The sequence below is a fragment of the Crenobacter oryzisoli genome (assembly GCF_030385785.1).
Lineage (GTDB): Bacteria > Pseudomonadota > Gammaproteobacteria > Burkholderiales > Chromobacteriaceae > Crenobacter_A > Crenobacter_A oryzisoli.
Genome location: NZ_JAUEDK010000006.1, coordinates 137,846 through 155,359, shown reverse-complemented (window position 1 = coordinate 155,359; position 17,514 = coordinate 137,846). Strand labels below are relative to the sequence as shown.

The window sequence follows — 17,514 nt, the reverse complement described above, 5'->3', positions numbered from 1 at the left end:
TAGCAGTTCAACGACAACGAGGAATGCGGCGCTGTGAGGCTGAAGTTTGCGTGGTCGGCGAGGGAGGCGAGAGCGTTGCCTGGCCTTGCGCCCGGCAGCGGCGGCATCGTAGCGATGGGGGCTGCAGGCATTACGGCGCACTTCCCGGCAGATGGAGCTGGGTGCCCGCCGCAATAAGCGGGCGATGTGGCGCAGACTGTGTCCCTGCGCGGTCATTTGCATGATGCAGGCACGTTCTTCTGGGCAAAGCTGATGGTAGTGGGAGGGCATGGCAACACCTTATCAGGGTGTTGCACTTGGGGTTGGAAACCGCCACCTATACCGACCAGGAGATATATCGGCGCGAGCTTGAGCGATTCTTCTATTCAGGGCACTGGTGCTATGTCGGGCTGGAGGCAGAAGTTCCCAAGCCCGGCGACTTCAAGCGTACCGCAATCGGCGAGCGCTCGGTGATCATGACGCGTGCGCAGGATGGCGAGATTCACGTGGTGGAAAACGTCTGTGCTCATCGCGGCATGCGGTTTTGCCGGGATGAATTCGGCAACAAGAAAGACCTGATCTGCCCCTATCACCAATGGAACTACGACCTCAAAGGCAACCTGATCGGCGTGCCGTTCCGGCGCGGCATCAAGCAGGATGGCAAGGTCAACGGTGGCATGCCTGCCGACTTCAAGCCGGAAGAGCACGGCCTGAACAAGCTGAAGGTCGCCATCCGCAATGGCGTGGTGTTCGCCTCCTTCGATCACGAGGTCGAGCCGCTGGAGGAGTTTCTCGGGCCGACCATCTTGCAGTACTTCGACCGCCTGTTCGACGGCCGTAAGCTGAAGATCCTCGGCTACAACAAGCAGCGGATTCCTGGTAACTGGAAGCTGATGCAGGAGAACATCAAGGATCCATACCACCCCGGTCTGCTGCATACCTGGTTCGTCACCTTCGGCTTATGGCGTGCCGACAATAAGTCCGAGCTCAAGATGGACGAGCACTTCCGCCATGCGGCGATGATCTCGACGCGCGGAGGTGGTGGCAAAGCCGACGTCACTGCGGGTGTGACCAGCTTTAAGGAGCAGATGCGGCTCAACGACGACCGCTTCCTTGATGTGGTGGTCGAACCGTGGTGGAACGGCCCGACCGCGGTGATGATGACGCTGTTCCCGAGCGTGATCATCCAGCAGCAGGTCAACTCGGTCTCCACCCGCCACATCCAGCCGAATGGACATGACTCCTTCGATTTTGTCTGGACCCATTTCGGCTTCGAGGATGACACCCCTGAAATGACGCAACGGCGCCTACGCCAGGCCAACCTGTTCGGGCCGGCCGGTTTCGTGTCGGCCGACGACGGCGAGGTGATCGAATTCTCCCAGGAAGGCTTCGAACAAAAACCCTTTCACCAGACCATTGCCGAGTTGGGCGGGCGCGACTGTGGGCATACCGACCATATGGTGACGGAGACTTTGATCCGTGGCATGTACAACTACTGGCGTCAGGTAATGGAGAAGTAAGCGATGGATTTTCAAACCTATCTCGAGTTGGTGAATTTCTATGCGGATTACGCCGCCGTGCTCGATGGCAAACAATGGGATCACTGGCCAGAGTTTTTCCTGGACAAGTGCAGCTACAAGATCCAGCCGCGCGAAAACTTCGAGCGCGAATTGCCGCTGGCCACGCTGTCGTTCGAAAGTAAAGGGATGCTGAAAGACCGGGTGTACGGTATCACCGAAACGATTTTTCACGACCCCTACTATCAGCGGCATGTCGTCGGCGCGCCACGCATCCTCAAGGCAGACGGCGACCGGATCGAGGCCGAGGCGAATTACGCAGTCTTCCGGACCAAATCCAACGAGCTCTCCACGGTTTTCAATGTTGGGCGCTACCTCGACGTGATCCGGAAAACACCAGACGGTCTGAAATTCGAGTCACGTTGGTGCATCTTCGACAGCGAGATGATTCCGAACTCGATCATTTATCCGATTTGAGATGAACGCTATGAATAAGACCTGGATCAAGCTGGTGCCGGTGACTGACGTGCCCAGCGAAGATGTGATCGCGGTGGAAGCCAACGGCCATGAAATTGCCCTGTACGGCATAGAAGGGCAGGTTTTTGCATCGGACAACATTTGCACCCACGGTCATGCCCGCTTGTGCGACGGCTTTCTCGACGGCCATGAAATCGAATGTCCGCTTCACCAGGGCAAGTTCGATATCCGTAGCGGGAAGGCTCTCTGTGAGCCATTGACCGAAGACCTGAGGACGTATCCGGTCAAGGTGGAAGAAGGTTACGTGTTTATCGAAGTTTAAAGGAAAATCCATGAGCTACCTGTTTCCCCCCGTCGCCACCGTTGGCCTGCCGGTTGCCGGCCGTGATGCCCAGTTCCCGGTGCGCCGCGTCTACTGTGTCGGCCGCAACTACGCTGCCCATGCGCGCGAGATGGGCTTCGACCCGGACCGTGAACCGCCGTTCTTCTTCTGCAAGCCCAACGACCCCGAGTCGGTGGTGCCGGTGGCCGCCGGCGAGGTGGCGAAGCTGCCGTACCCGACCCACACCGCCAACTACCACTATGAGATCGAGCTGGTGGTGGCGATCGGCAAGGGCGGACGCGACATTCCGGTCGAGCAGGCTGCCGAGCACATCTTCGGCTACGCGGTCGGCCTCGATATGACCCGCCGCGATCTGCAGATGAAGATGCGCGAAATGGGCCGCCCGTGGGAAATCGGCAAGGCGTTCGACTACTCCGCGCCGGTCAGCGTGCTGCACCCGCTGGCGCAGACCGGCGAGATCAATAGCGGCGCGATCGTGCTGACCGTGGACGGGGAGACCCGCCAGCAAAGCGACCTGACCCACCTGATCTGGTCGGTCAGCGAGATCATCGCCAACCTGTCGACGCTGTTCGAACTGCAACCGGGCGACCTGATCTTCACCGGCACCCCGGAAGGCGTCGGGGCGGTGAAACCGGGCGAGACCATGCGCGCTCATATTGATGGACTCACCGATCTGTCCGTCAGGATCGACTAATTGGCCATTTTGCGCACGCTCTCCAGCAGGGGGCTGACCCACTCGAACTGTTCACGACTCACGCCACTTGGGTGCTGGGTCTTTCGCATTGGGCGATTATCCCTGTCCGAAAGATCGTGAACAGATTCTAAGAAGCCGGGATGCACGATGTGCTCAGTTCTCTGCCTTCAGCAATTTAGGCGATTAGCCCTCACTATTGCACATGGGTTCATTCAGAAAGCACTCTGCTAAAACCCTTAACTCCCGTAGGACTCCGCGCACATAGGCAATCTGATTGATGGCCCAGCGCTCTTCTCCCTCCATCATCTGCTCGACGGTAAAACCCGGCGGCAGTGGAGTGTCACTCATCGCGCGATAGGGGATGAACGGGTCCTCCTCTTCGTCCTCCATCCGAAACGCCGGAGCCGGGTAGTGGTTTTCCTGCTCCAGGATGAAGGCGGTCACTTGGGGCGTGTCCTCTCCGAGCATTAGCAACTCGAACAGCATGCGCGCTCCGGGTAGCTCGTCTTCGGCACTACCCTGCAACACGCCGTAATGCCCGAATCCGGATGGCTCCGGCACGATACGCACGCCCTTCATATGGACCTGCCGGATATGCGGGGCCAAATTTTGCAATGCTTGCAAAGGCTTCTCGCAGGCGTTGATCATATTGCCGAAGTCGAACAGCGAGTTGATGCGCGGGTGGTCGACGCTACGCAGCAGGGTGGCGATCTCAGTACTCTTGAGCTCTTCATGTTGTTCGAAATCGAAATGAAGATCGTAGCGGTCGGCCAGCTGCGCCAGGTAACGCAGATCGGTCTCGATACGCTCCATGACTGCGGACAGCCGGCCCTCGTAGCGCGAGTAGACTCGGATATTGCGGACTCCCATGACCTGAGCGATACGCACCGCTTCCTCTACGTCCGTGCGCGCCGTACTGCTGAGCTCCAAATGAATTGCCAGCCCCAGCTCCTCGGCACGCCGAGCGACAACATGCAGTTCTTCATCATTCATCCGGCTGAGGCTGCGCTCCTCTCCATCCAGTAGATGAATGCACACGCCGTGCAGTTCGTGGCGCCAAGCAAAGTCGAGGAGGTCGATCGGCCGGTAACGGCCGTGGGTCAGATTAGTCAGTAGCGGATAGGCATGGCCGAACAGCCGCAGGCTATCGAGCCGTTGCAACAGCTTGGCGGCGAGGGAGCGCGTAAGCGTGGGGGTAGGCAATTGCGATGGGATTGCTACGTTGTGGCTTAACAACGCATTGAACCGGCCCTGAATGGCTTGCAGCGATGACATGCTTTGTTTCTTTCAATGGATAGTCGTGAATGGCGCATCAGCCGAATTTCAGTCCGAGTACGCAGGCGATTAGCCCGAGCATGGAAACGGTCTGCAGCAGGCTGATCGCTTGTTGGCCGGATAGGACGCCGAACGCGAACACCAACAGAGTGCCGATGGCAGTCCAGGTTGCATAGGCCACGGCGGTCGGAATTTCCCGCATCGCCACGGCCAGCAGCCAGATGCTCATGCCCATGGCGGCCAGCGTGTAAAGCGACGGGGCGAGCACGGTAAAACCATTGCTGCGCTTGAGCCCGATCGCCCAGACCGCCTCGCAGACTCCAGCAATCAACAGGCTAATCCAGGCCATGGCGCTTCCTATGCCGAAATCGCAGGGGACTCATGCCTGGTCCTCGTTGCCCCACGGCTGCTCTGCCTGGCTATCGACCGAAATGCGTACCGCGTCGTGACGCCAGTATTCGTGGTCACAGTCGACCAGCATGCCGCGCTGGTCGTAGTTGACTCGGGTAATCATCAGGATCGGACTGCCCGCCGTGACGTTCAGCCGCTGCGCCACCTCGCCACGCGCAGCCGATGGATAGATCTCGAAGCGAGAGCGGGAAAAGTGCAGGTCGTAGAACTGTTCGTAGGTCTGGGTAAGCGATTTCGACAGGTCGCGCTCAAGGATGTTGGGGAAACGTTCCGGCTTGAGGAAATGCTCGACGTAAGACACCGCCCGGCCGTCGATGTAACGCAAGCGGCAGATCTGGTATAGGCGAGTGAGCGGTGCCAGTTCCATGTCCTTGCACAGTACCGGTGTGGCGACGACCTGGCCGGTGGCGACCACCTTGGTTTCGACCTGGCGCTTCTGCAGCGTGACCATGCGCTGGAAATAGGTGCGGTAGAGCGGGTTGTAGTTCAGTCGCGGGTAGGCCACGAACCAGCCACGTCTCTCTTCACGGTAGATCAACCCTTCAGCCTCGAGCGCCAGCAGCGCATCCTTGAGTGTGATGCGGGTGGTGTCAAACAGCTCGCACAGTTCGCGCTCGGACGGCAGCTTCATGCCCGGTGCGAGCAGGCCGCTGTCGATCTGGTTGGTCAGCGCTTGGCGGATCTGGGTGATCTGGGTAGGGGGGCGATCGTTCATCTTAGGACTAGTCCAGTTTTGTTTTTTTCGTGCTGGGCTTTTTAGCAAAGCATGATTACAGCCGTATGAAAGCAAAATTGCACTCGGCTGTAGAGGAAAATCTGATCATCCTTGGTAGTTTGAGTCGAATTGCAATATTTGCGACACGAAACTGACATATTCAATCTCTACTATTCGCCCTGTTTTTTGACTAGTCCAGAGGACGAACTGCATGCGCACCCTGATGGCCGGCTGCATTGCCGGCACCCTGAGCCTCACCTTCACCCCCGCCTTTGCACAGAACATCGACAGCCTGATCGGCGCCGCCAAGAAAGAGGGTGCGGTCAACAGTCTGGGCATGCCGGGCGACTGGGCCAACTGGCAGGGCACCTGGGCCCAACTGAACCAGAAGTATGGTCTGAACCACCAGGACACCGACCTGAGCTCTGCCGAGGAAATCGCCAAATTCGAGGCCGAAAAGGACAATGCCAGCGGTGACATCGGCGATGTCGGCTACGCATTTGCCCCGGTGGCGGTACAAAAGGGGGTGACCCAGCCTTACAAACCGACCACTTGGAACCAGATTCCGGCCTGGGCCAAGGACAAGGACGGCCAATGGGCGGTTTCCTATACCGGCACCATTGCCTTTATCGTCAACAAAAAGCTGGTGAAGAACCCGCCCAAGACCTGGGCCGACCTGCTCAAGGGCAAGTACAAGGTGGCGCTGGGGGACGTGAGTACCTCGGCGCGCGCCAGCAGCGCGGTGCTTGCCGCTGCCTACGCACGGGGCGGCAGCGAGAAGAACCTGAAGCCGGCTCTCGACCTGTTCGCCCAACTGGCCAAGCAGGGCCGCCTGACGCTGAACGACCCGAACATCGCCAACCTGGAAAAGGGCGAAGTGGAAGTGGGTATCCAGTGGGACTTCAACGCGCTGGCCTTCCGCGACAAGATCGACCGTAGCCGCTTCGACGTAGTGATTCCGCAGGATGGTTCGCTGATCTACGGCTACTCCACCATCATCAACAAGTACGCCAAGCATCCGAACGCGGCCAAGCTGGCGCGCGAGTACATCCTGAGTGATGCCGGCCAGATCAATCTGGCGCGTGGCTATGCCCGGCCGATCCGATCCGAGGTGAAGATTCCGCAAGATGTCGCCGTCAAACTGCTGCCGGCTGCGCAATACCGGGTAGCCAAGCCGATCGGTGACTTCTCCGCCTGGGAGGCCACACTCAAGCAGCTGCCGCGTCAGTGGCAAGAGCAGGTAATGGTCAATATGCAGTAAGGACGCCTTGCCATACAGCTGTGGTCATCGACTTGGGTGCGATGACCCGGCATGGAAGGAAGCCCATGCGTGCATGGGCTTCCGTTAGGTAATCCGGAGCTACCGATCTGATGAAAATTTCACTTTCCTCGCCGCTACCCATGGTCGCCGACGCAGTGTCTGCCCGCCCGCGCTGCCTGCGCTACTGGCGTGCGATGCTGCTGCTTGTGCCGATGCTGGCTTTGCTGGCCTTGTTCTGCCTGGCGCCGATGGGTTGGGTACTGGCGCATAGCGTGCAAGGCGAGCACGGCCTTTCGCTCGAGCACTTCTGGGTCATTCTGGGCTCGCCGTTCTACCGCCAGGCTTTTGATAACAGCCTGCGCATTTCACTTTATTCCAGTGTGATCGCTCTGCTGATCACTCTGTTCGGCGCGGTCTCGCTGCGCCGGGTGGATGGCCGGCTGAAAAATGCGGTGATCGCACTCACCAATATGACCAGCAACCTTTCTGGCGTGCCGCTGGCGTTTGCTTTCATCATCCTGATCGGCACCAACGGCGCGCTCACCTTGTTGCTGCGTCAATGGGGCTGGCTGCAGGATTTTCACCTGTATTCACGCAACGGGCTGATCCTGCTGTACACCTATTTCCAGTTGCCGCTCGGTTTGCTGCTGTTGTATCCGGCGCTCGATGCGCTGGACGACCATTGGCAAGAAGCTGCCGCACTGCTGGGGGCGAGCCACTGGGCCTACTGGAGGCATATCGCCTTGCCGGTGCTGGCGCCGGCCTTGCTGGGGACTTTCATTCTGCTGTTGGCCAATGCGATGGGGGCGTATGCCACGGCCTTTGCGCTGACCTCCGGTAACTTCAACCTGGTGACCGTACGCATCGCCAGCTTGGTGTCCGGCAATATCGATCTGGAACCAAACTTGGCCGCCGCGCTGTCGGTGCTGCTGGTGGCGCTGCTGGCGCTGGTCGCCGCCGTCAATCAGTGGTTGCTGAAGAGGAGCTACCATGCGCGCTGACCGCTTCCATCGCTGCGTAGTCGTGTTGCTGAGCCTGCTGCTCACCGTGCCTATCATGGCCACGCTGCTTTACTCGTTGTCCCAGCGCTGGGAGGCGACGATTCTGCCCGAGGGGCTGACCCTGGCCTGGTATGGCCAACTCTGGCACGACGAACGTTTCCAGGCTGCGTTCAGTCACTCCCTGTTGATCTGCGCCGGTAGCTTGCTGCTTTCCACGCTCATCATCGTGCCGGCTGCCTTCGTGGTGTGCTACCGCTTTCCACGTCTGGACCGCTGGATGAACGTGCTGATCCTAATCCCGTTCTCTATGCCGCCGGTGGTGGCTTCGGTTGGCCTGTTGGAGCTGTTTGCTGCCGGACCGTTGCCGCTGGTGGGGACGCCGTGGATCCTGCTCGGCAGCTATTTCACTATCGTTCTGCCCTTCATGTACCGCGCGCTGGCCGACAATCTGCGTGCGCTCGACATCGTCGGCCTGATGGACGCGGCTTACCTGCTGGGTGCCAGCACTCCGCGAGCCTTCCTGCTGGTGATTCTGCCGAACTTGCGCAAGGGGCTGATGGCGTCGTTGTTCCTGTCGTTTTCCTTTCTTCTCGGCGAATTCGTGTTCGCCAACATGCTGGTCGGTGCGCGTTATGAAACGCTGCAGGTCTATCTGTACAGCCTGAACGCCGGCAGTGGCCATTTCACCAGCGCGCTGGTGATGAGCTATTTCCTGTTCACTCTGGTGCTGACTTGGCTGGCTACCCGGCTTAGCCGCTCAAACAAATAGGTTGCCCCTATGTTTTATGTAGAAATCGATGGTCTGACCAAGCGCTACGGTGCCTCGACCGTCTTCGAAGACATTCGGCTTGGCCTCAAGCAGGGAGAGTTCGTCACCCTGCTCGGGCCGAGCGGTTGCGGCAAATCCACGTTGCTGCGCTGCCTGGCCGGCCTGACCACGGCTGACCAAGGCCGTATCCGTGTCGACGGTCAGGACATCACCACGCTGGCGCCGCAACAGCGCGGCATCGGCATGGTGTTCCAGAATTACGCGCTGTTTCCCAATATGACCGTGGTGGAAAACATCGCTTTTGGGCTCAAGATGCAGAAGCGTTCGGCTGCAGAAACCGCCAAGCGTGTGGCCGAGGTGATTCGGCTGGTCGAGTTGGCCGGCAAGGAAGCGCGCTATCCGCACGAGCTGTCCGGCGGCCAGCGCCAGCGTGTAGCGCTGGCGCGGGCGCTGGTGGTAGAGCCGCGCATCCTGTTGCTGGACGAGCCGCTCTCGGCGCTCGATGCACGCATCCGCCGCAACCTGCGCGAGCAAATCCGCGATATTCAGCGCCGCCTGGGCTTGACCACGGTGTTTGTCACGCACGATCAGGAAGAGGCGCTCACCTTGTCGGACCGCATTTTTGTGATGAACCAGGGCCGCATCGTGCAGGAAGGCACGGCCGAGGCCGTTTACACCCAACCGGCCAGCGAATTCGTGGCGCGCTTCATGGGCAGCTACAACTTGTTGTCGCCGACCGAAGCAGGGCGGCTGCTCGGGGTCGAACTGAAAGGCCATCTGGCCATCCGGCCGGAATCCATCCGGCTGTGCGAGCCGGGCGAACAATATTCCGCCGACCTGGGCGCGCCGTTGCGTGCCATCATTCGCCAGCATCAGTTGCTCGGCAACATCATCCGTTACCAGGTCGAAACCGAGGGGGTCAGCTTGCAAGTCGACCACCTCAATCGTGCGGCCGACGACCTGCTGCCGGTCGGTAGCGAGATTGCGGTCGTGATCGATCGCCGACAAATGCGTGAGGTGCACTGAATGGCTTTGGCGATTTTCGACATGGACGATACGCTGGTCGACGGCGACAGCTCCAATCTATGGTTGCGCTACCAGGTGGCGCATGGCTTGGCACCGGCCGAGATGCTGCCGTACGAGGCCGAGTTGCTGCGCGCTTATTACGCCGGCGACTTGGCCATGGAAGACTATATGGATTACACCTTGACGCCGCTATGCGGTATGACGCATGCCGAGGTCAAACACTGGGTCGACCGTTTCATTGAAGAGGAGATCGTGCCGCGTATCTTTCCGCAGGCGTGGCGCCAGCTTGAGCGGCACCGCGAGCGTGGCGATCGGCTCTTGGTCATCTCGGCCACCGGCGAGCACTTGGTCGGGCCAATCGCTCAGCGCTTAGGCGTGGCAGACGCCATTGGAATTCAGCTGGAGCTGGAGGGTGGCGTCTACACCGGTCGCACCTGCGGCGTACTGAGCTACCGCGAGGGCAAGGTCAGCCGGCTGCACGCCTGGCTCGAACAGCACGGTGAAACGCTGGCCGGCAGCTATGGCTACAGCGACTCGCTCAACGATATTCCGCTGCTACGCGCCGTGGACAAGCCGCATGTAGTGAATCCGGATAATACCTTACGGCAGGAAGCAACTCGCAGGCTATGGGCTGAGCTGACTTGGCAACACGAAAACGCGGACTTGAGTTCTGAGCTAAGAACGCGCGGGTAGGGATGAATACAAAAGAGTGGGGCATCGGCCACGGGAGTGGCGATGCCCCAAGTTCGACTAAGAGACCCACTTGAGTAACGGACCGCCTTCTGGCTAATGCCGTTCACTTAAGGAAAAAGCACCGCCCACCAAGGTGGAAAAACGGTGCTTTTTTGTTACTTCCAAGCGTTCTTCGAAGCTAAAATCCGGACTGAACGGCTTAAGTGAACGGCATTACCGCCTTCTGGCGGTTTTTTGTTGCGCTTGACCCACAGGCGTGAAGGGATTCCTCCTTCTGCCCATGACTAGTCCTAGAAGACGAATCTGGACAGATACGGCCTGCGCAGCAGGGCAGACGCGTCGGAATCGACGCGCTTCGGGGAGCGTAAATAAATCTTAAAAAAACGGTAACGCGTTCTCTAGAAAATGAGGGGGACATAACAAGTCGGTAGGGGTGCAACCTATGAACCGGTTCAGAAAGCACATTGGCACCCTTGCAACACCATACGGCATCGCCATCGGCATGGCGTCCTTTTGGATCTGTATTGGCGCCTCTCTTCTGTTCATCGCGGTTAACGAGCAGAACAGTATGGCCAAGGTGCATGAGCAGATGGCGACGCTCATTCGGTCAATCAGTGTCGAGAACGAAGCAACCCTTGGCAGACTGAACCAGCAATATCGTCCCGATTGCGTCGACTCCAACTTGGTGCACCTGCGCACGGTGTTGTTCTCTACCCGCTTCATCCGTGACATTGGCATCTACGACGATCAGAACCGGTTAATCTGCAGCACAACGGAAGGCCGTTTCCTGACGCCATTCGACACTCCCACTCCCTCCCTGCGCGAGATCCGCAACGGTGTGGATCAGTCCATTTGGTTCGACATTCCCATTCTGCTAGGAAGCGGGCAATACCACGCGATGGTCGTGCGGCAGGGACGCTTCAACGTCGCTATCAACCAAGACGCCATCTCCTCACTCCTCGGCGGCATGGACATTCTCGGTTTGCAACTGGCTGACTCCCTACCCACGCCGGTCTTTATCAGCTCGCGCACGAACTTACCTTGGCAGCGCTACTTCAACGAACAAAGCGCCTCTAGTCATCCAACAGAAGGCTACGATTGGCGGCAGCGTGCCTTTGTGCGAACGGACTACGTCAAGGGCACGCCTTGGGTTCTTCAGTCATACCGGACGTTGACTGAAGTCATTGTGGCCCAGGCTCCGCTAGCCTCCTTCCTTGTCTCCTTGTCAGCGCTGCTTGGTCTGCTGATTACCGCATTGGTCATGCCCACACTGAAAAAGCAAAAAGAAGTCAGTGCCCGGGTCCACTTGCTGCTGAGAGAGGGGGGCATCCTGTGCCTCTACCAGCCGATCATCGACCTCTCTACCCGTCACTGGGTAGGCTGTGAAGTATTGATGCGACTACGCGATGGAGCGGACCTCGTCCCCCCCGATCAAGCGATACCGGCCATTCTTGAACAAAAACTAGCCTGGCAACTGGATGCTGGGGTAATCGAAAAGGGACTGAAGGAACTGGCTGGCGCCATGCCGCCTACCTCCGGCTTCAAGATCGCTTTCAACCTGTTTCCAGAAAACATCAGTTTCAACCGGATCAATGACTTCGTGCAGTCCCATCTTGCGGCCACATGGCGCGACGACTTTCAGATTGACTTCGAAGTGATCGAACAGAGCTACGACGAATCTGTTATTCGGGAAATCGCCCGGCTCAAGCAGAGCGGCTACCGGGTGTCAGTGGATGATTTCGGCACGGGCTACTCCAACCTGGGGCGCGTTAAAAGGTTGGCGCCGGACCTGCTCAAGATCGACCGTTCCTTTATCTTTGAAATGGAGGACGACTCGCTGCGCTCCAGTCTGATTCCCGAGATCATCGGCATCGCCCGAGCGATCGGCTCGCAAGTTGTTGCCGAGGGCATCGAGAACGCACAGCAGGCCGAGCAGCTTCGTAAGATGGGGGTGGAGTATGGTCAAGGGTATTACTTTGCAAGACCGATGCCGATCCAAGACTTTGTTGGCGAGTACGCCGCTCAGGCTGACAAGCTACGGCTGTCCTTCAGAATGAATGCCTCTGCCCCTGTTGCTATACGGTCATGGTCCTTGGATAGGAGTATGTAATAAGAATTAGTATGTGGCGTAAATACTAATATGCTGTATGGGTTATGTTGCGTGTGGTGCCATTCCAATGCCTCGAATGGAGCTTTAGGCTGGCTAGGTAAAACTGATTCAGTTGAAATCATCCCAAAAACGGGGTTTTCGGCGGCTGAAGTTTGGAGAGAGGGTGGGGTAATGCCCAGATTGCCGCGCTGTGAATGGCAGGACTTGAGTTCTGAGTTAAGAACGCGAGGATAGGGGTGAATACAAAAGAGAGGGGCATCGACCACGGGAGTGGCGATGCCCCAAGTTCGGCTAAGCGGCCCATTTGAGTAACGGACCGCTTTTTAACGCTTTATGCAGTCGGTGAAAGGGACGGTCGAATTTTCAATAACTCTGCACCCCTACACAACTGGGCTTATTCGGCCTCTTCCACATTCAGTGCGTTGATGCTGTAGCCGGCATCGACGTAGGTGATTTCACCGGTGATGCCCGACGCCAGGTCGGACAGCAGGAAGGCAGCGGCGTTGCCGACTTCTTCGGTGGTCACGTTGCGGCGCAGCGGGGCGTCGTGGGCGACGTGCGACAGGAGCTTGCCGAAGCCGGCGATGCCGGAGGCTGCCAGTGTCTTGATCGGGCCGGCCGAGATGCCGTTGCAACGGATGCCGTCCTTGCCGACCGCGCTGGCGGTGAAGCGTACCGACGCTTCCAGGCTGGCCTTAGCGAGGCCCATCACGTTGTAGTTCGGGATGGCGCGCACCGCACCCAGGTAGGATAGCGTCAGCAGGGCGCTGTTACGGCCCTTCATCATCGGGCGTGCGGCTTTCGCGAGCGCCGGGAAGCTGTAGGCGGACACGTCGTGGGCGACCTGGAATGCTTCGCGCGACAGCGAGTCGAGGAAGTCGCCATTCAGTGCTTCGCGCGGGGCGAAGGCGATGGCGTGTACCAGGCCGTCCAGGCCGTCCCATTTTTGGCCCAGATCGACGAACAGCTGGTCGATCTCGGCATCGTTCTGCACGTCACAGCGGAAAACCAGCTCGGAGCCGAAGTCGGCGGCCATCTTGCGCACGCGGTCTTCCAGCTTGTCCACCACGTAGGTGAACGCCAGTTCGGCGCCTTCACGGTGACAGGCCTTGGCAATGCCGTAGGCGATCGACCGGTCGGAAATCATGCCGGTGATGAGAATCTTCTTGCCTTGCAGGAAACCCATCTGTCAGTCCTTCTTGGTGGAAATAGCCGGGCATTATAGCCGAACTGTCGCCAATGCACTTGTTGTCGGGCAAGCCCCGGCACTTTGCGGCACAATCGGCTTGTATCCGATGCGGGTGCAATCAAACTAAAAGAAATCCTATGCGGGAACTGGACTGAGGAATCGCTGTGGTCAAAAGGGGATGGTGCCGGCTGGTGGCCGGGCTGTTGGTCGCACTGTGTGCGCTGCCTGCGGTGGCGGCGCCGGCGATTGCGCTCGGTTATGCGCCGAAGTACCCGCCTAACTTCGCGCACTTCGACTATGTGAACCCTGAAGCCCCTAAGGGCGGGCGGCTGGTGCTGCCGGCGATAGGCAGCTTCGATACGCTCAACCCGTTTACGCTGAAGGGCGACAAGGAGTCCGGTGTCGGCGCGCTGGTGCTCGAGACGTTGATGGCGCAGAGCTCGGACGAGCCTTTTTCCCAGTACGGGCTGATCGCCGACGATGAGGCGCTGGCGCCGGATGGCCTGTCGGTCACCTTTCATATCAACCCGAAGGCGCGTTTCCAGAATGGGGAGCGGATCACTGCCGCCGATGTGGCGTTTTCGTTCAACACGCTGACGCGCGATCCTGCAGCCAGCCCCAACTATCGCTTTTACTGGACCGATGTCAGTCGCGTGGTGGTGCTCGATGCGAGTAGGGTGCGCTTCGATTTCAAGCGCAAAAATGCCGAGCTGCACATGATTCTCGGCCAGCTGCCGGTATTTGCGCGCTCGTGGATCCCGAAGGGCAAGACGTTGGCGGATGTAGCGACCAGTGTGCCGGTCGGCTCCGGTCCTTACCGGCTGGCGGTGTACGATCTGGGCAAACGCACCGAATTCACCCGTGACCTGCACTATTGGGCCGCCAACCTGCCGATCCGGCGCGGCATGTACAACTTCGACCGCATTGTGTTCCGCTACTATCAGGACGATACCGCCCGACTCGAGGCATTCAAGGCCGGAGAGTTCGATCTGGCGTCTGAGAACGTGGCGAAGAACTGGGCGCGCAGCTACCGCGGCAGCAAATTCGACGACGGCCGGATCGTGAAAAAAGAGCTACCGCACAGCAACGGCGCCGGTATGCAGGGCTTTGTGTTCAATCTGCGCAACCCCTTGTTCCACGATCGTCGGGTGCGCCAAGCGTTGGTGCAGTCGTTCGATTTCGAGTGGGTGAACAAGCAGCTGTTTTACGGCCAATACCGGCGTAGCCCCAGCTACTTCACCAATAGCGAGTTGGCGGCGAGCGGGCTGCCGACGCCGGACGAGCTGGCGCTGCTCGAGCCGCTGCGCAAGGCGTTGTCACAGGAGGTGTTCGGCCCCGCTGTCGTGCCGCCTGTCACCGATCTCTCGATTGGTAATCGCGAACAGCTGAAGGCTGCGCGACGCCTGCTGTTCAAGGCGGGCTGGCGCTACGAGGGCGGCAGGTTGGTCGACCAGAATGGTCGGCCGTTCGTGTTCGAATTCCTGGCGTTTTCGCGTGCCTATGAGCGCATCGTCGCCAAATGGCAGAAGGATTTGGCCAAGATAGGCATCACGCTGAACGTGCGTGTCGTTGACCCGGCAATCTTCCAGCGTCGGACCAACGATTTCGCCTACGACATGACGGTGGTGGTGTACGGTGCGAGTCAGAGCCCCGGTAACGAGCAGTTGAACTTCCACAGCTGTGCGGCGGCCAGGACGCCGGGCTCGAACAACTGGGCCGGGCTATGCGATCCGGCGGTCGACGCCTTGCTGCAGAACTTTGTGCATTTCGACGACCGTCGTCAACTGGTCGCAGCGAGCCGCGCGCTCGACCGGGTGCTGCGTGCCGGCTATTACGTGGTTCCGAACTGGTATTTGCCCTACCATCGCGTCGCGTGGTGGAACCGATTCGGCCAACCGGCCATCTTGCCGAAGTTCTACGACCCGACCGGCTGGGCGATCGAAACCTGGTGGGCCAAACCCGCCGCCAAGCAGGAGCGTTGAAACATGTGGCGCTATATCGTTAAACGCCTGCTGCTGATGATCCCGACGCTGGTCGGCATCCTGGCGATCACTTTTGCGATCATCCAGTTCGTGCCCGGCGGGCCGGTCGAGCAGATCGTCCAGCAGCTGACCCGAAGCGGCGTGCCCGGCGAGACTGCCGTCGCGAGTACCCAGCTGATCAAGGGCGCGACCGGTCTTGCGCCGGACGAGATCCAGCAGTTGAAGAAGCTGTACGGTTTCGACAAGCCGCCGTTGACCCGCTTCGGCGAGATGGTTTGGCGGTTTGCCCGCTTCGATCTGGGCGAGAGCTTCTTCCACCACCAGTCGGTGGGCCAGTTGATCGTGTCGAAGCTGCCGGTGTCGATGTCGATCGGGCTGTGGACCTTCTTCATCACCTATTTGGTGTGCATTCCGCTAGGCATTGCCAAGGCAGTGCGCGACGGCAGCGCCTTCGATCTGGTCTCCAGCACGCTGGTGCTGGTCGGCTATGCGGTTCCAGGCTTCGTGCTTGGGGTGGCGCTGCTGGTGCTGTTCGGCGGTGGCAGCTTCTTCGAGCTGTTTCCGTTGCGAGGCCTCACCAGCGACAACTGGGCGACGCTGCCGTGGTGGCACAAGATCACCGACTACCTGTGGCACATCACTCTGCCAATCACCGCGTCGGTGGTCGGCAATCTGGCGGTGATGACGCTGTTGACCAAGAACGTGTTCCTCGAGGAAATCCGCCGCCAGTACGTGTACACCGCGCGGGCCAAGGGGTTGGCCGAACGCACCATCCTTTACAAGCATGTGTTCCGCAACGCGCTGATCCCGCTGGTGACAGGCTTTCCTGCTGCGTTCATCGGTGCGTTCTTCACCGGTAGTCTGCTGATCGAGACGCTGTTCTCGCTCGACGGGCTGGGCCTGTTGTCGTACGAGTCGGTGATCCGCCGAGATTATCCGGTGGTGATGGGCTCGTTGTACGTGTTTACGCTGCTGGGCCTGGCCGCCAAGTTGTTGTCGGACCTCTCCTATCTGTGGATCGATCCGCGGGTCAGCTATGAGGAGGGCGGTCAATGAGCCTGTCTCCTGGCCGCCGTGCCTGGCGGCGTTTCAAACAGAATCGCCGTGGCTACATTAGCCTGTGGGTTTTCACGGTGCTGTTCGCGGTCTCGCTGTTTGCCGAGGTCTTGTCCAACGACAAGCCGTTGATCGTCCATTACGGTGGTCGTAACTATTACCCGATCCTGTTCGACTACAACGAGACCGTGTTCGGCGGCGACTTCGACACGCCGACCGATTATCTCGACCCATATATCCGCCACCGCTTCGTGATCGACGGCAACTGGGCGGTGTACGCGCCCAATCCCTACAGCTACAACACGCTGAACAACTTCACTGCCACGCCGAACCCGGCTGCACCGTCGAAGGCCAATCTGCTAGGTACCGACGATCGCGGTCGCGACGTGTTTGCCCGGCTGCTGTACGGCTTCAGGCTGTCGGTGCTGTTTGCATTGGTGTTGACGGTGGTGGGCACACTGATAGGCATCTTGCTCGGTGCGATCCAGGGCTTCTTCGGTGGCAGGACCGACCTGGTGCTGCAGCGCTTGTCAGAAATCTGGGGCGGGTTGCCGGAGCTGTATCTGTTGATCATCCTGTCGTCGTTCTTCAACCCCAGCCTCGGTTTGCTCTTGGTGTTGCTGTCCTTGTTCGGCTGGATGGGCCTCGCCGATTACGTGCGTGCCGAGTTCCTGAAAAACCGTCAGGCCGAATACGCACTGGCGGCGCGGGCGCTCGGGCTGTCCAATCCGCGCATCATGTGGCGTCATCTGCTGCCCAATAGCTTGACCCCGGTGGTGGCATTCCTGCCGTTTCGCGTCAGCGGCGCGATCCTGGCGTTGACCAGTCTGGACTTCCTCGGCCTCGGCGTGCCGGCCAGCACGCCGAGCCTTGGCGAGCTGCTTTCTCAGGGTAAGGACAACCTCGATGCCTGGTGGATCGCGCTGTCGACCTTTCTGGTGTTGACGGTGACGCTGCTGCTACTGATCTTCATCGGCGAAGGCCTGCGTGCCGCGCTGGACACGCGGAAGGGCTGA

At 59.4% G+C, this 17,514-nt stretch carries 18 protein-coding genes; 13 read left to right on the top strand and 5 right to left on the bottom strand.

What is annotated here, in order from left to right; genetic code table 11:
* Positions 1-270: helix-turn-helix domain-containing protein (locus tag QU481_RS23835; RefSeq protein WP_353962180.1), on the bottom strand; the 270-nt coding region annotated here is incomplete at its 3' end.
* Positions 271-296: 26 nt separating this feature from the next.
* On the opposite strand from QU481_RS23835, the gene QU481_RS05430 reads away from it, so the two are divergent.
* From QU481_RS05430 to QU481_RS05415, 4 genes are read left to right on the top strand one after another with little or no spacing between them, the layout of a single operon-like run.
* The gene (locus QU481_RS05430; RefSeq protein WP_289828888.1) at positions 297-1,499 is read left to right on the top strand and encodes an aromatic ring-hydroxylating dioxygenase subunit alpha; all 1,203 of its coding nucleotides are present in this window, start codon (positions 297-299) and stop codon (positions 1,497-1,499) included.
* 3 nt (positions 1,500-1,502) lie between these two features.
* Complete coding sequence (locus tag QU481_RS05425; protein ID WP_289828886.1) at positions 1,503-1,973, top strand: aromatic-ring-hydroxylating dioxygenase subunit beta; 471 nt, start codon at positions 1,503-1,505, stop codon at positions 1,971-1,973.
* Positions 1,974-1,983: 10 nt separating this feature from the next.
* Positions 1,984-2,295, top strand: coding sequence for a non-heme iron oxygenase ferredoxin subunit (locus tag QU481_RS05420; RefSeq protein ID WP_289828885.1), 312 nt, complete (start codon positions 1,984-1,986; stop codon positions 2,293-2,295).
* A 10-nt stretch (positions 2,296-2,305) separates the two neighbouring features.
* On the top strand, positions 2,306-3,010 hold the full coding sequence (locus tag QU481_RS05415) for a fumarylacetoacetate hydrolase family protein (RefSeq protein WP_289828884.1): 705 nt from the start codon (positions 2,306-2,308) through the stop codon (positions 3,008-3,010).
* A 183-nt stretch (positions 3,011-3,193) separates the two neighbouring features.
* Here the strand turns inward: QU481_RS05415 and QU481_RS05410 are convergent, their stop codons facing one another.
* Genes QU481_RS05410 through QU481_RS05400 form a run of 3 tightly spaced genes read right to left on the bottom strand, consistent with a single transcriptional unit; the run spans position 3,194 to position 5,411 of the window.
* The gene (locus QU481_RS05410; RefSeq protein WP_289828883.1) at positions 3,194-4,285 is read right to left on the bottom strand and encodes a sugar phosphate isomerase/epimerase family protein; all 1,092 of its coding nucleotides are present in this window, start codon (positions 4,283-4,285) and stop codon (positions 3,194-3,196) included.
* Between the two features lie 37 nt (positions 4,286-4,322).
* Positions 4,323-4,634, bottom strand: a complete 312-nt coding sequence (locus QU481_RS05405) for a DMT family transporter (RefSeq protein ID WP_289828882.1) — start codon at positions 4,632-4,634, stop codon at positions 4,323-4,325.
* A gap of 30 nt (positions 4,635-4,664) precedes the next feature.
* Positions 4,665-5,411: a UTRA domain-containing protein gene (locus tag QU481_RS05400; protein WP_289828881.1), complete on the bottom strand. Its 747-nt coding sequence runs from the start codon at positions 5,409-5,411 to the stop codon at positions 4,665-4,667.
* A gap of 211 nt (positions 5,412-5,622) precedes the next feature.
* On the opposite strand from QU481_RS05400, the gene QU481_RS05395 reads away from it, so the two are divergent.
* The 6 genes from QU481_RS05395 (at position 5,623) to QU481_RS05370 (ending at position 12,271) form a co-directional block, all read left to right on the top strand.
* Positions 5,623-6,672: an ABC transporter substrate-binding protein gene (locus QU481_RS05395; protein WP_289828880.1), complete on the top strand. Its 1,050-nt coding sequence runs from the start codon at positions 5,623-5,625 to the stop codon at positions 6,670-6,672.
* A gap of 110 nt (positions 6,673-6,782) precedes the next feature.
* Complete coding sequence (locus QU481_RS05390) at positions 6,783-7,673, top strand: ABC transporter permease (RefSeq protein ID WP_289828879.1); 891 nt, start codon at positions 6,783-6,785, stop codon at positions 7,671-7,673.
* Positions 7,663-8,442 carry an ABC transporter permease gene (locus tag QU481_RS05385; protein WP_289828878.1) on the top strand — a complete coding sequence of 260 codons (780 nt, stop codon included), beginning with the start codon at positions 7,663-7,665 and terminating at the stop codon, positions 8,440-8,442. Before QU481_RS05390 ends, QU481_RS05385 begins: the two co-directional genes overlap by 11 nt.
* 9 nt (positions 8,443-8,451) lie before the next feature.
* Entirely contained in the window at positions 8,452-9,468 is a 1,017-nt protein-coding gene (locus QU481_RS05380) for an ABC transporter ATP-binding protein (protein ID WP_289828877.1), read from the top strand.
* Positions 9,469-10,161 carry an HAD family hydrolase gene (locus tag QU481_RS05375; RefSeq protein WP_289828876.1) on the top strand — a complete coding sequence of 231 codons (693 nt, stop codon included), beginning with the start codon at positions 9,469-9,471 and terminating at the stop codon, positions 10,159-10,161.
* Positions 10,162-10,603: 442 nt separating this feature from the next.
* The gene (locus QU481_RS05370) at positions 10,604-12,271 is read left to right on the top strand and encodes an EAL domain-containing protein (RefSeq protein WP_289828875.1); all 1,668 of its coding nucleotides are present in this window, start codon (positions 10,604-10,606) and stop codon (positions 12,269-12,271) included.
* A gap of 394 nt (positions 12,272-12,665) precedes the next feature.
* Here QU481_RS05370 and fabI read toward each other — a convergent pair whose 3' ends face one another.
* The gene (fabI, locus tag QU481_RS05365) at positions 12,666-13,457 is read right to left on the bottom strand and encodes an enoyl-ACP reductase FabI (protein WP_289828874.1); all 792 of its coding nucleotides are present in this window, start codon (positions 13,455-13,457) and stop codon (positions 12,666-12,668) included.
* Between the two features lie 167 nt (positions 13,458-13,624).
* Here fabI and QU481_RS05360 point away from each other — a divergent pair, with 167 nt between their 5' ends.
* Genes QU481_RS05360 through QU481_RS05350 form a run of 3 tightly spaced genes read left to right on the top strand, consistent with a single transcriptional unit; the run spans position 13,625 to position 17,514 of the window.
* Complete coding sequence (locus QU481_RS05360) at positions 13,625-15,442, top strand: extracellular solute-binding protein (RefSeq protein WP_289828873.1); 1,818 nt, start codon at positions 13,625-13,627, stop codon at positions 15,440-15,442.
* Between the two features lie 3 nt (positions 15,443-15,445).
* Positions 15,446-16,498 carry a microcin C ABC transporter permease YejB gene (locus QU481_RS05355; RefSeq protein ID WP_289828872.1) on the top strand — a complete coding sequence of 351 codons (1,053 nt, stop codon included), beginning with the start codon at positions 15,446-15,448 and terminating at the stop codon, positions 16,496-16,498.
* On the top strand, positions 16,495-17,514 hold the full coding sequence (locus QU481_RS05350) for an ABC transporter permease (protein WP_289828871.1): 1,020 nt from the start codon (positions 16,495-16,497) through the stop codon (positions 17,512-17,514). The genes QU481_RS05355 and QU481_RS05350 overlap by 4 nt, the downstream gene beginning before the upstream one ends.